The organism is Desulfitobacterium sp. (assembly GCF_034927245.1).
Classification (GTDB): domain Bacteria; phylum Bacillota; class Desulfitobacteriia; order Desulfitobacteriales; family Desulfitobacteriaceae; genus Desulfitobacterium_A.
In genome coordinates, this window is sequence record NZ_JAYFQK010000018.1 from 93837 (window position 1) to 107173 (window position 13337).

Annotated in this window: 10 protein-coding genes; all 10 read left to right on the forward strand. The window is 47.6% G+C overall.

Annotated elements, in window-relative coordinates:
* Positions 1 to 10 precede the first annotated feature (10 nt).
* The 10 genes from uvrA (at position 11) to VB077_RS05215 (ending at position 13336) form a co-directional block, all read left to right on the forward strand.
* On the forward strand, positions 11 to 2863 hold the full coding sequence (gene uvrA, locus VB077_RS05170) for an excinuclease ABC subunit UvrA (RefSeq protein WP_323414156.1): 2853 nt from the start codon (positions 11 to 13) through the stop codon (positions 2861 to 2863).
* Positions 2864 to 2981: 118 nt separating this feature from the next.
* The gene (locus tag VB077_RS05175) at positions 2982 to 3800 is read left to right on the forward strand and encodes a Cof-type HAD-IIB family hydrolase (RefSeq protein WP_323414157.1); all 819 of its coding nucleotides are present in this window, start codon (positions 2982 to 2984) and stop codon (positions 3798 to 3800) included.
* 57 nt (positions 3801 to 3857) lie between these two features.
* Complete coding sequence (locus VB077_RS05180; RefSeq protein ID WP_323414158.1) at positions 3858 to 4895, forward strand: polysaccharide deacetylase family protein; 1038 nt, start codon at positions 3858 to 3860, stop codon at positions 4893 to 4895.
* A 64-nt stretch (positions 4896 to 4959) separates the two neighbouring features.
* Positions 4960 to 6750: a B12-binding domain-containing radical SAM protein gene (locus VB077_RS05185; protein ID WP_323414159.1), complete on the forward strand. Its 1791-nt coding sequence runs from the start codon at positions 4960 to 4962 to the stop codon at positions 6748 to 6750.
* Positions 6751 to 6773: 23 nt separating this feature from the next.
* Entirely contained in the window at positions 6774 to 7958 is a 1185-nt protein-coding gene (locus tag VB077_RS05190) for an ABC transporter substrate-binding protein (RefSeq protein ID WP_323414160.1), read from the forward strand.
* A gap of 56 nt (positions 7959 to 8014) precedes the next feature.
* Positions 8015 to 8908, forward strand: a complete 894-nt coding sequence (rapZ, locus tag VB077_RS05195) for an RNase adapter RapZ (protein WP_323414161.1) — start codon at positions 8015 to 8017, stop codon at positions 8906 to 8908.
* Positions 8905 to 10278, forward strand: coding sequence for a gluconeogenesis factor YvcK family protein (locus VB077_RS05200; RefSeq protein WP_323414162.1), 1374 nt, complete (start codon positions 8905 to 8907; stop codon positions 10276 to 10278). The genes rapZ and VB077_RS05200 overlap by 4 nt, the downstream gene beginning before the upstream one ends.
* 15 nt (positions 10279 to 10293) lie before the next feature.
* Positions 10294 to 11259, forward strand: a complete 966-nt coding sequence (whiA, locus tag VB077_RS05205) for a DNA-binding protein WhiA (protein WP_323414163.1) — start codon at positions 10294 to 10296, stop codon at positions 11257 to 11259.
* Position 11260: 1 nt separating this feature from the next.
* Positions 11261 to 12676, forward strand: coding sequence for an RNA polymerase factor sigma-54 (gene rpoN, locus VB077_RS05210; RefSeq protein ID WP_323414164.1), 1416 nt, complete (start codon positions 11261 to 11263; stop codon positions 12674 to 12676).
* Positions 12677 to 12685: 9 nt separating this feature from the next.
* The gene (locus VB077_RS05215) at positions 12686 to 13336 is read left to right on the forward strand and encodes a phosphate signaling complex PhoU family protein (protein ID WP_323414165.1); all 651 of its coding nucleotides are present in this window, start codon (positions 12686 to 12688) and stop codon (positions 13334 to 13336) included.
* The last annotated feature ends 1 nt before the right edge of the window (position 13337 follow it).

Here is a 13337-nt window from a genome sequence, read left to right on the forward strand (position 1 = left end):
AGGAGGATCTATGGCCCAGGAATTTATCAAGGTACGAGGGGCTCGTGCCCATAACTTAAAAAATATCAGTGTGGATATTCCGCGGGATAAGTTTGTCGTTGTCACCGGATTATCCGGGTCGGGAAAGTCATCTTTGGCCTTTGATACGATATATGCGGAGGGACAGAGAAGGTATGTCGAATCCCTATCCGCTTATGCCCGTCAATTTTTAGGTCAAATGGATAAACCGGATGTCGATTACATCGAGGGACTATCCCCGGCAATTTCGATTGACCAAAAAACAACGAGCAGGAATCCACGCTCGACAGTAGGAACAGTCACTGAGGTTTATGACTATTTGCGGTTGCTCTATGCTCGGGTTGGACACCCCCATTGTCCGCACTGCGGCCGAGAAATCAGTCAGCAAACCGTTCAGCAAATGGTCGATCAGATCATGACTTTTCCCGAACGAACGAAGCTGCAGATTTTAGCCCCCTTAACGAAAGGCAAAAAAGGGGAGCATGTTAAGCTCTTTGAAGAAGCGCGCAAAGCGGGCTATGTCCGAGTTCGCATCGATGGAGAAATCCATGATCTGAGTGAAGAACTAAAACTTGAAAAGAACAAGAAGCACTCGATTGAAGTTGTCATCGACCGCATTGTGATCAAACCGGATAGTGCGGCACGGCTAGCCGATTCCTTAGAAACAGCACTCAAGTTGGGTGAGGGCAATGTCATCGTCAATATCATCGATGGGGAGGAAATCCTTTTCAGTGAGAATTTTGCCTGCCCGGAGTGCGGAATTGCCCTAGAAGAAATTTCCCCGCGCCTTTTTTCCTTTAATAGTCCTTTTGGGGCCTGCCCTGCTTGTACAGGCTTAGGGGCAAATTTAGAAGTTGATGCCGATTTGATCCTGCCGAACCATAAGCTTTCCCTCAATGAGGGAGCGGTTGCGCCATGGGCAAAATCTCAGTCCAATTATTATCCAAATATGCTCCAGGCGGTTTCCAAGGGGCTGGGTTTTACAATGGATACTCCCTTGGAGCAGTTAAATGAGGAACAATGGCAAGGCCTTCTTCATGGAACTGAAAAACCGATTCAATTCCGATATATCGGTATTTTTGATCAGCCTAAAGCTTTCAATGCTCCTTTCGAAGGACTCATTCCCTATTTTGAACGCCGCTATAGAGAATCGTCTTCAGACTATGTCCAGGCCGAAATGGAGAATTACATGACTGAACGGTCTTGTCCGGTTTGCAAGGGAAAACGTCTTAAACCGGAAGCTTTAGCCGTAACCGTAGGGGATGCCGGTATCGATAGCGTGACCAATATGTCGATAACAGAGGCCTTGGAATTCTTTGATCATCTTGAACTCAGTGCAAAGGAACAGATTATTGCTCGCCAAGTGTTAAAGGAAATTCGTGAGCGTTTAGGCTTTCTGATCACTGTGGGTTTAGATTATCTTACCCTCAGCCGAGCGGCAGGAACTCTCTCAGGCGGTGAAGCGCAGCGGATTCGTTTGGCAACGCAAATCGGCGCCGGTTTGACGGGTGTGCTCTATGTCCTGGATGAACCCAGTATCGGACTTCATCAGCGGGATAATGAGCGACTGCTTTCGGCCTTGGAACATTTGCGGGATTTAGGCAATACCCTTATTGTGGTCGAACATGATGAGGATACGATGTATGCCGCGGATCATATCATCGATATCGGACCCGGGGCCGGAGCGCATGGGGGCAATGTTGTCGCCCAGGGCACATTGGAAGAGATCAAAGCAAATCCGGATTCTATTACCGGACAATATCTAAGCGGACGCAAAAAAATTCGGGTTCCCGCAGAGCGCCGCAAGCCGAATGGCAAATGGCTGACCGTCAAAGGAGCTAAAGAAAACAATCTGAAAAACATTACGGTTAAAATTCCTCTCGGAGTATTTACATGTGTGACCGGAGTATCCGGTTCCGGTAAAAGTACGCTTGTCAATGAGATTCTTTATAAAGCGTTGGCTTCGGAGCTGAATGGGGCAAGATTAAGACCCGGCGCTTATAAGAGTATCGAAGGAATGGAATATTTGGATAAGGTCATTGATATTGACCAGTCGCCGATCGGGAGGACTCCACGCTCAAACCCGGCAACCTATACCGGTGTATTTGATTTTATCCGGGAGCTTTTCTCTCAGACTCCGGAGGCGAAGATGCGGGGCTATTCCCGCGGAAGATTCAGCTTTAATGTTAAAGGCGGCCGCTGTGAAGCCTGCCACGGGGATGGAATTATAAAAATTGAGATGCATTTCCTGCCCGATGTCTACGTTCCCTGTGAGGTCTGCCACGGGCTGCGGTATAATCGAGAAACGCTTGAAGTTCGCTATAAGGGAAAAAGTATTGCCGAGGTTCTCGAGATGACGGTAGAGGAAGCAACGGAATTCTTCCAAGTTGTTCCCCGAATTGCGCGTAAGCTGCAAACCCTGCGGGATGTCGGCCTGGGTTATATTCGTCTGGGACAGCCGGCAACGACCCTTTCGGGTGGGGAGGCGCAGCGGATTAAGCTGGCAACCGAACTCAGCCGCCGCGGCACAGGTAAAACCATTTATATCCTTGATGAGCCGACGACAGGGCTGCACATCGACGATGTGAAGCGGCTCTTGGAGGTTCTTCACCGTTTAGTTGACGCCGGAAATACCGTACTCGTTATCGAACACAATCTTGACGTGATCAAAACCGCGGATTACCTGATTGATCTCGGACCGGAAGGGGGAAATCGCGGCGGAGAGGTTTTAATCGCCGGGACCCCGGAAGAGGTAGCCGCAGAGGAAACGTCTTATACAGGGCAGTTTTTAAAACGTTATTTAGGCGGAGAGGCTTGCTCGGAAGTGCAAATAGCCAATAAGTAAACGTGTTAACGAGCAACGGAAGGGGCTGTCGCAAAACAGCCCCTTCCGTCAATTATGCAAAAAAAGGAAAAGCTCTTAAATTGTCGAATCTGATATAATATAACAAGGAGATGATTTTTTGTCCGATACTAAAATCCGCTTAATTGCTATGGATATGGATGACACTTTGCTTAGGGATGATTGGACTATTTCGGAGCGGACAATAGAGGCTATTCGGCAGGCAAGGAAACAAGGGGTTTATGTAACAATTGCCACAGGGAGAATGCCTGCGGCAATGCGGCCGTATGCTCAACAGTTAGAGATAGATGTTCCGGCGATAACCTATAACGGAGCAATGATTCAGGAAACCCTTAGTGAAAAAGTTCTTTACCGAAAAATAATACCGATTGAGACCGCTCGGAATATTATAGATTGGCTTTTACAACATGATATTCATGTTCATGTCTATATTAAAGACCGGGTCTATGCTGAAAAAATGAATGATTGGTCCAGAAAGTATCAACGTGCAACCCGGGTTCCTATTACCATCACGAGTATATCGGAATGCTTGGCGAATGAAAAAGAAGGCGTTGAGAAAATTCTTCTTTTCGGTGAGCAAGGGGTGCTGCAAGAGTGGAATAAAATAATCCTTCAGCGGTATGAGGGACAGGTACGAACGACAGTATCGAAATCTTACTTTTTAGAACTCATTCATCCTACAGTCAATAAGGGAGCTGCTTTATCCGCCTTGGCTGAGCGTCTGGGAGTCAAGCGAGAGGAGGTCTTGGCAGTAGGAGACAGCTTAAATGATATGGAAATGATTCGTTATGCAGGTATTGGTGCGGCGATGGGAAATGCCCGCCAAGAACTGAAAGATGTTGCCGACGTGGTAACGGCGACGAATCAAGAGGACGGGGTAGCTCAAGTCATTGAGAAATATGTTCTTAGTAAGAATTAGAAATGGAATTATTAAAAATAGGATTATTAAATGGAATTATTAGGAGAGGCGTATAAAATGTTGCGGCTAAAACGGATTAAAAAACAAACTAAATTAAATCATTATCCGCTTCTCTTCCTCATGCTTGTTTTAGTGCTCAGTCTTGTGGGTTGCAGCAGAGGGATAACTTCAGCTTACTCTCCTGCCGAGGAGTCGGGACATCAAGATGAGGTCATCAGCCAAGATGATCCCGATCAGGATCAGGAGGAAGAGAAGAAAATAGAGATGGAGAAGGAAACGTCCCCAAGCGATGAGGAAAATCAAACGGCAGACGGGGAAAACGTGCCCGTGCGTGTTACCGAGGGTGAACCTATTGCTGCCGCTTCGCCTGTGCCGGATCCACCAAATACTCCGGTGCGGTCGTTTTATGAATTAGCGGGAAGTCCGCCAATGGCACCCGGGCTGGCGATGCGAACAAGAACATTTAGCAATGAACCCGCGAAGATTGTTTATCTCACATTTGACGACGGGCCATCGGCCAATACGCCCCATATATTAAAGATCTTGAAGGATGAAGGCGTTCAGGCTACGTTTTTCGTGATTGGAACTCAGGTTGAAAAATTCCCCGACTATTTACAGCAGGAATACGCAGAAGGCAATTCAATCGGCAATCATACTTATTCTCATAATTATGCGGATATTTATCGGGGTCCGCAGGATTTCTTAGCCAGTATCAAAAAGAACGAAGATCTTATTTATCGCTTAACAGGTGTCCGGCCTCCGATTATTCGGACGCCCGGCGGCACTCAAGGGCATTTTAATGTAAAATATTATAATGCTGTTGATGCTGCCGGTTACCTCGTCTATGACTGGAATGTCAGCAGCGGGGATGCCGCCGCACCGTTGGTTCCTGCGGATCAATTGCTGCGCAATGTTCAGAGTCAAATTCCGGGCAAGGACCGGGTTATTCTGCTGATGCATGATACACCGGGGAAAACAACGACAGTAGAAGCCCTGCCGAGTATCATTCACTATCTGAAACAAGAAGGCTTCTCGTTTGGTGTATTAAAATCAGATATAGCTCCCATACTCTTTCGCGGGGGGTTTACAAGTTAGTTGGCATAAGAATTGCAATGTACGGGTCTAACGGCTATACTGGATAGAGAAGGGGGTCGATTCTTTGCGTATCCTTTTAGCCTCTTTGAACTCAAAATATGTGCATACAAATTTGGCTCTGCGCTATTTGCGGGACACGGTTCGACCTGAATTTCCGGAAACAGAAATCCGTGAATTTACGATCAATGATCGTGTCGAGAAAATTGCGGGAGAAATATATGAAGCCAGGGCGGAGGTCATTGGCTTTTCCTGTTATATTTGGAATCTTACTGAAACTTTGGCGGTTATCCGACAACTGCGCTCCGTTTGCCCCGATACCCGGTTTATCCTGGGCGGACCGGAGGTTTCATATGATGCGGGGGCCTTTCTGAAGGAACATCCGGAAGTTGACGGGGTTGTTTATGGGGAAGGTGAAGTTACTTTTTTAGAACTCCTTCGCAGGTGGCGTGACAAGCTGCAACCGGATTCGGTCTTAGGCCTAGCCTGGCGTGAACGGACTGCGGAGGGTTTGACGATCCGGCTCAATCCCCCGAGGCCGTTACTTCCGTTAGATGAAAATACGATTCCCTATCAAGAAAAAGAGGATTTTCAAGGGCGTCTCGTTTATGTGGAAACGACTCGCGGGTGCCCGTTTAATTGCCGGTATTGTCTATCCTCGACTATCTCGGGGGTACGCTATCTCGATCCGGAAACGTTGCGGACGATCTTAAGGCGTCTTTTGGAATATGGCGCACGTACGATTAAATTTGTGGACCGAACCTTTAATGTGCGCAAGGAGCATGCTTTTCGAATCCTCGATATTGTGAGGGAGGAGGCTGCTAAGTATCCTCCTGAAGAGGGAATTCGAGTGCATTGCGAAATTGCCGGGGAACTTTTAGACGAGGAGTGGGTCAATTATCTTAAACAATATCCTCCGGGGCTGGTGCAGTTTGAAGTCGGGGTTCAATCCACATATCGCCCGACGCTTCAAATCATTGAGCGCACACAGCACTTTGACCGCTGGTCAAAATATATCCGCGAACTGCAGCGGTTAGGCACGGTACCGCTTCACCTTGATCTCATTGCAGGCTTGCCGGAGGAGGATTGGAGCCATTTTCGCCAGTCCTTTAATGATGTTTATCAGGTTCAACCGGATATGCTGCAGCTCGGTTTTCTTAAGGTGTTAAAAGGATCGGGCTTGCGGGAAAAGAGCCATGAATACGGATTGGTCTTTTCCCCGGATCCCCCCTATACCATTTTGCAGACCCGTTCAATGAGCCATGAAGAGCTCCTTAAACTCCATCGTTTGGAAGATGTACTGGACCGCTATTATAATTCCGGAAAGTTTCGGGAGATTCTCAAAAAGGCTGTGCCGCTCTTCCCGACTCCATTTGACTTTTATCATGAAATGGCGGAATACTGGCATCGTCAAGGATGGTTTAGACAAAGCTGGTCAGGCAAGGCTCTCTTTAATAAGTTATGGGAGTTCCTCGAAGCGATTCTCCTTAAAATCGAGCAAGGAATTCATAAGCTGACCGAGCAAGGGCTTCGATCCGAAGAAAGTTCTTTTCTGCGGGAAATCCTGAGAGAACGATTGCGATTTGACTATTTTCGCTGGGAACGACCTTCCGTAGTTCCGGACTTTTTACAGAGCCCTGAAAGACAACTTCCCGAAGATTATTCGGCGCGTAAGATCCGCATTCAAGGGGATGAACGTTGGCAAAACCGGATTCCTCAGCGCAAGCAGATGGATCGGCGTCAATGGGCGCGCGCCACGGCTGTAGAATATTTTTCCCAAGAACAATGGGTTTTATTTTTATACCAAAAGGGACGGAGTGAAGCATACCCCATCGCTGCCCCGGAGCAAGGGCAATGAGCAAATAACGAAGGAGAGTATCGATGAAAAAGAGGCCGTTTTCGCCGATGAGATTTGGACTGACTCTCGTAATGATCATCTTAGCGCTTGGATTTATGACCGGCTGCAATCGAGGTCCCAAGCAGGGCCTTCCCGGCGGTGATGCTCCTGCGGTGATCGAGATTTGGCATACACTGCAAGGCTCTGAAGCGGACAGTTTTAATCAACAACTTCAAAGCATTATGGATCAACATCCCGAAGTATTGCTTAGGGCCAAAGCAGTACCTGAGGAGCAGCTGGCAGAGTTAACCCATCAAGCACAGGCCGGGGGCGAAGGACCGGATATTATCATCGCGTCACAGAAGACGCTGACGAAACTTTACGCCCAAGGGGCATTGGGCCCCGTAGCCGCGGAGAGTGATGCTTTTACGGGACTGGCAACTCCCTATCAGTATGGTGATAAAGTTTATGCCCAGCCGTGGCTGACGGATGTACCCCTTTTATATTATCGCAGTGATCTCGCGCTGCCGCCGGCAAGTTTAACGCAGTGGATCGAGACCAAAGGTGCGATGGTCATTCCTTCGCTGGACACTGAACTTCTGAGTACATGGTGGACCGGGCAAGGAGGCAATCTTCTTAAGGGGCAAAGCCCCAGCCTCGATGATCCTGCCAATTTGATCTTTGCTCAACAACTCCTTTACTGGCGGGATAATAGGCTGCTGCAGATCGATTCAAATGCGCAGGCGCTGTTTGCAAGTAACAAGGCCGTTTATATGATTGCCCCGGCAAGTCAAGCTTTGGCTCAGGCCAACATTTCCTGGGGAAGTATTCCACTGTCAAATCTTTTGGGCGGCCAAGGACAAGGCCTGGCCGGCTCAACACTCGGAATTGCGAATTCTTCGATTAAAACAACAAAAGCGCTCGAACCGTTAATCAAAACAGTCGAAGAAGCGCTTCTCAGCCCCGAGATTGAGCGGAATTTTGCTCAAGCCGGAACACGCTTCCCGGCAAGTGTGGCCTATTATCAAACCGCAGAGGGTCAAAAAGGGGTTGCTCCTCAGGTGGCTGAAAGTTTGAATAAGCTTTGGCCTCTAACGGGAGATGCTTTGGAGTGGAAACTCCTGCCTTTGCAAGATGTCGCTTGGCAGAATATCTGGGGTGGAACGGCGCCGCAAGATGCCTTAGCCCAGGCTCAAGCGGAGGCCCTTAAAGTCATTTCCGGGAAGTAGCCGGGAATGAGGAAGCTGATCTAAAATATCTTGAAAAGACTTTAGGAGGTGATGGGATGGAACCAAAATCCACAAAACTACTGGTGATCACGGGTTTATCCGGGGCAGGCAAGACTCAGGTTTTACAGTGCCTTGAGGATCATGGCTATTTTTGTATCGATAACTTGCCCCCTGCTTTCATCGTAAAATTTGTTGAGCTTTGTGCTCAGTCTCAGGGAAAAGTATGTCGGGCAGCTATTGTGTGTGACTTGAGGGGCGGGGAATTTTTCGCTTCTTTAACCGAAGCTCTTAAAGATTTGGAGAGGGAAGGCTTCCTTTATGAGATCCTATTTCTTGAAGCCTCGGATGAAGTTCTGGTGCGGCGGTACAAGGAATCCCGGCGTCGGCATCCTCAATCGCCTCAAGGACGGATTTTAGACGGAATTACCGAGGAACGAAAACTTCTGTCCGAACTGAAAGGGAAAGCCCATAAAATCATTGATACCTCGAATCTTCTTTCACAACAGTTAAGGCAGCAGATTGCCGAACTTTACGGCGAAGGACAAGAACAAGCACAGCTTGCAATTTCCGTCATTTCGTTCGGGTTTAAATATGGGGTGCCACTCGATGCGGATTTGTTAATTGATGTTCGTTTTTTACCAAACCCCTATTATGTGGAAGAGCTTCGGCCGCTGACGGGAGAACATCCCTTGGTAAAATCTTATGTATTTAATAACCCTGTGGCTCAGGAATTTATGAATCGCTATCTTCACCTGCTTGAATTTATCCTTCCTTATTACGTTAAAGAAGGGAAAAGTCATCTGGTGATTGGGGTCGGTTGTACGGGTGGGCAACATCGCTCAGTTGCAATTGCGGAAAGAATAGGAGTCTTTTTGAGCGAGCAGCATTATACCATGAGTGTTAAGCACCGAGATGCCGCACGTAATCGAAAAGGAGAGAAAACCGGATGAAAAAGAAAGCAGGCGATTTTGAATCCAATGCCTTCAAGTGGCTCTATCCTAATCTCGGTGTAAAACGTTGGTTTCTTTTAGCTGTCGCTGGGATCTTCTTATTTACAGCGGGTTTATCTGTGATGAATTATGGAGTGGCTTTGGGGTATTTGGAAGTGCAGTTCAGGGAAATGGTTTACCATTTAACGGGAAGTGCGCCACAAACCGCTGTGCCGACAGGAATCTTTATTTCGTTACTGGGAATTGCGGCAATTGTTATTGGTTTTAAACGCCTGTTAAACTCAATTATTTCTGTTCTTCTGCCGGAAGATGAGGGCAAGGTTGTAGACGTCATGTATACTCGCCAGCATCTGCGGCGCGGTCCCAAAATTGTGGTTATTGGCGGGGGAACAGGGCTCTCTTCCCTTTTAAGGGGCCTCAAGGAATATACGTGTAATTTAACGGCGATCGTCACAGTGGCTGATGATGGCGGAAGCTCCGGTAAACTGCGCAACGAAATGGGAATTTTACCGCCGGGGGATATTCGGAACTGTCTCGTTGCTTTGGCAGACAAAGAAAACATCATGGAAGATCTTTTTTCCTATCGATTCAATACCGGAACGTTAAACGGACATAGCCTGGGAAACCTGCTCATTGCCGGTTTAGCTGATACGTTTGGTGATTTTCAAAAGGGGGTAGAATCGGTAAGCAAGGTTTTTGCTCTCAGAGGGAGCGTTTATCCTTCGACACTGGAACAGGTGGTGCTAAGTGCGGAGCTTGCGGACGGAACGATAATTAAAGGTGAAACCGCCGTGCGCAATGCGGACGGGCGGATTAAGAGAGTCTCTATCGAACCCTCTAACTGTCATCCTATGCCTGAGGCATTAAAGGCGCTCGAAGAGGCGGACTTAATTGTTTTAGGACCGGGGAGCCTTTATACAAGTGTGCTTCCCAATTTATTAGTGGAAGGGATTCGGGAAAAGATAAAAGAAGCTTCGGCACCGTGTGTTTACGTTTGTAATATTATGACCGAGCCGGGGGAGACCGATGACTATACGGTGGCTGATCATCTTCAGGCCATTGTTGACCATTGCGGGGCTGACTTCGTTGATGTAGTTCTTGCCAATAATAAAGAGATTCCTCAAGAACTCTTAGAACGTTATGCACAGCAAGGCTCTTTCCCGGTTATCGGTGAGGCTCGGAGTGCGGAATGGCTTGGGGTAAAATACGTCGAACGGGATTTGCTCCAGGCGGATGACATAATCCGCCATGACTCTGAGCGTCTGGCCAAAGAGCTGATCAGACTGCTTTTTCGGATGAAACCGGTGGGAGAACGGATTGCCTTAGTCGATGCATACCTTTTGCATCAGAAGTTAAGGGAAGACGCTTAGAAAGGACTGAGGGCAGTGTCTTTTAGTGCGATGACAAAAGAGGAACTGGCACGAATCACAGTGCCTAAGGTGTGCTGTAATTTAGCGGAACTTGCGGCCTTGGTCCGGATGGACGGAACGCTGCAGATCTCTAACCAGGTTTATGCTTTAAATGTCGTGACGGAAAGCGCTCCGGTTGCCCGTAAAGTTTACCGTTTAGCGAAAACGGTTTTGAATTTGCCTGTGGATATTGTGGTTCGCCGGAAGCTTCGATTGAAGAAAAATAATTCTTATCTCGTAAAAATCTATCCCAAAGATCAATCTGATCTTCAGAAACTCGGCATTTTAGATGCGAACGGGGAAATTCAACCCGGAATTTCGGATGATCTGATTAAACATAAGTGTGATCAAAAGGCTTACCTGAGAGGAGCCTTCTTGGCCGGAGGCTCGATCAATAACCCGGAAGGGACATATCATCTTGAGATCATCACCAATGACGAGAATCATGCGGCAGGGTTATGCAAACTTTTAAACCGCTTTCACCTTGGAGCTAAAGTGAGCAGACGTAAAAACTGGCATGTCGTATATATTAAAGAAAGCGAGCATATCGTGGAGTTTTTGGGCTTTATCGGGGCTCATCATGCGCTGCTGGAATTTGAAAATGTCCGTGTGTTTAAGGATATGCGGAATCAAGTGAATCGCTTGGTGAATTGTGAAACGGCCAACCTCAATAAGACCGTAGATGCTTCTGTCCGCCAGGTGGAAAATATCAATACCATTATGAATACGATTGGTTTAAAGGCGTTATCAGAGCCGTTGAGAGAAATCGCCGAACTTCGATTGGAATTTCCGGATGCAAGCCTCAAAGAACTGGGGGAAATGTTACATCCTAAGGTTGGAAAATCCGGAGTGAATCATCGGATGAGAAAGATAGATGAACTCGCTGAGAAGATCCAGGACCAGAACGGGTCAAAGAAAATTTACGGGGAGGATATGAAGTAGCGTGCGGATGGGTTATGATCTTCGACTGGAACAAACTCAAAAGTTAATAATGACACCCGAACTGCGCCAGGCCATCACGATTTTGCAGTTCTCAGCACTTGAGCTCTCAAGTTTTGTTGATGAACAGCTGCAGGAGAATCCTTTGCTGGAAGTTGTGGATGGGAATGCCGCAAACGCAAATGATGCAAATGATGCTAAAGAGAAAGAAACGGATCCCGTAAAGTCAGAAGAATCGACTGAGCCTGAGACTACCTGGGATATGGACTGGGAGGAATACTTTCAGAGACAGGAAGATCGAGTAACCCGGGAATATGAGCCGGATGATCCGGACAAGAAGCGATTCGAACCATTTGTTGCCGCCGCACCCACTTTGCAGGAGCATTTGCTTGAGCAGCTTCATGTTCAGAAACTTTCGATTCCGGTCGAGCAGGTTGAATATATCATCGGCAACCTGGATGATAACGGATACCTTGAGATTCCCTTGGAAGAGATCGCCCGGGATGAGGGTATCTCTGAATTGAGTGCTCAAAAAGCACTGTCAGTCGTTCAAATGCTGGATCCATTGGGAGTGGGAGCACGCACTCTGGAAGAATGTTTACGCCTTCAGCTGCCCTTGATTCCTGACGCTCCCAGCCAAATGCCGGAATTTCTCAAGCATTTGGAGGATTTAGCAACCGGACGTCTGCAAAAGATTGCCGCAAAAATGAAAATTACAATTACCGAGGTTCAGACCCTTGCCGATTGGGTGCGTAAGCTTGATCCTAAACCCGGCCTGCGTTTTTCGGGAATGAGTGACGTTCGTTATATTGTGCCTGATGTTGTGGTAGAGGACATTGACGGCGAATTTATAATCTTGGTCAACGATATTACTGTGCCCAGGCTGGGCATCAATCAGGCCTATCGCAGCGCTTTAAGCCAGGATAAGGAGAATGATACGCGAAAGTTCGTCGAACAAAAGCTTAATGCCGCGGCTTGGTTAATCCGCAGTATTGAACAACGGCGGACAACGCTCTATAAAGTGGCCAATGCCCTTGTTAATCGCCAAGAGGGTTTTTTACGCAAGGGAATCCGTTACTTGCATCCTTTGACATTGAAGGATATCGCCGATGAAATCGGGGTTCATGAATCTACGGTAAGCCGCGCCACAGCGAATAAATATATCCAAACTCCGCGGGGAATTTACGAGTTTAAATTCTTTTTCGCATCGGGAATTAAGAATGAGCCGGGTGTGACGACAGAAGGGATTAAGCAGGCCTTAAAAGACTTAATTGCCGGTGAGAATCCCAAAGCACCATACTCCGATCAGAAACTTTCGGAGCTGCTTAAGGCTAAAGAGATGGAAATCTCCCGTCGTACGGTTGCGAAATATCGGGATGAATTAGGAATTCCTTCAACAGCATTGCGCAAACGATATTAAAGAGAAGGGGTGAGTAAGATAGCCATTATACGAACGACCGGATATGACCGGGTACTCTTAGAGATTCGTACAAGAATACTGGCCCTTGCCGAAGCGGTTCGTGAAGTCTTACTCAAGGCCTTAGCAACCTTGGAAAAGCCGGAGCAGCAGGAAGATTGGCGAGCCCTGGATCAGGGGATTGATCAAGAGAGGGATCGGCTCTTGGAACAAATCGTGAATATTATGAGCCTTCAACAGCTCAGAAAACTGGAATTGCGCTGGATGTTGGGGCATCAACGGATGGTGCAGGAGTTAGAGCGAATCGCAGATTATGCCTGTGATGTTGCGGAATTGAGCCGACTGTGCCCTGAGGGGAATTGGGCCGAGGAAATCCTGCAGATGGCTGATTATTTACTGAAGATGTACGATTATGTTTTAGCCATACTCAAGAATGAACAAGAGATCATTAAGGATATCAATACTGAAGATGATTCGGTTGATCGGTGCTATGCTCAACTTAAGGAGAGGCTATTAGGCGATGACCGGAGTCAAAGCTTAAGCGGTGAGCTTGGTCTGGCTTTGGTGTTGGCTCGAACGATGGAGCGGCTCGGCGACCATATCGTCAATGTGGGTGAAATGCAGGTTTATATCAAGACGGGTCAGAGACGCCTTGGCGGATAGG

What these genes read in the sequence shown, in the direction of transcription:
- VB077_RS05190 (WP_323414160.1), top strand. Translation starts at nt 6,774, where the DNA reads ATGAAAAAGAGGCCGTTTTCGCCGATGAGATTTGGACTGACTCTCGTA.
- rapZ (WP_323414161.1), top strand. Translation starts at nt 8,015, where the DNA reads ATGGAACCAAAATCCACAAAACTACTGGTGATCACGGGTTTATCCGGG.
- VB077_RS05200 (WP_323414162.1), top strand. Translation starts at nt 8,905, where the DNA reads ATGAAAAAGAAAGCAGGCGATTTTGAATCCAATGCCTTCAAGTGGCTC.
- VB077_RS05180 (WP_323414158.1), top strand. Translation starts at nt 3,858, where the DNA reads ATGTTGCGGCTAAAACGGATTAAAAAACAAACTAAATTAAATCATTAT.
- uvrA (WP_323414156.1), top strand. Translation starts at nt 11, where the DNA reads ATGGCCCAGGAATTTATCAAGGTACGAGGGGCTCGTGCCCATAACTTA.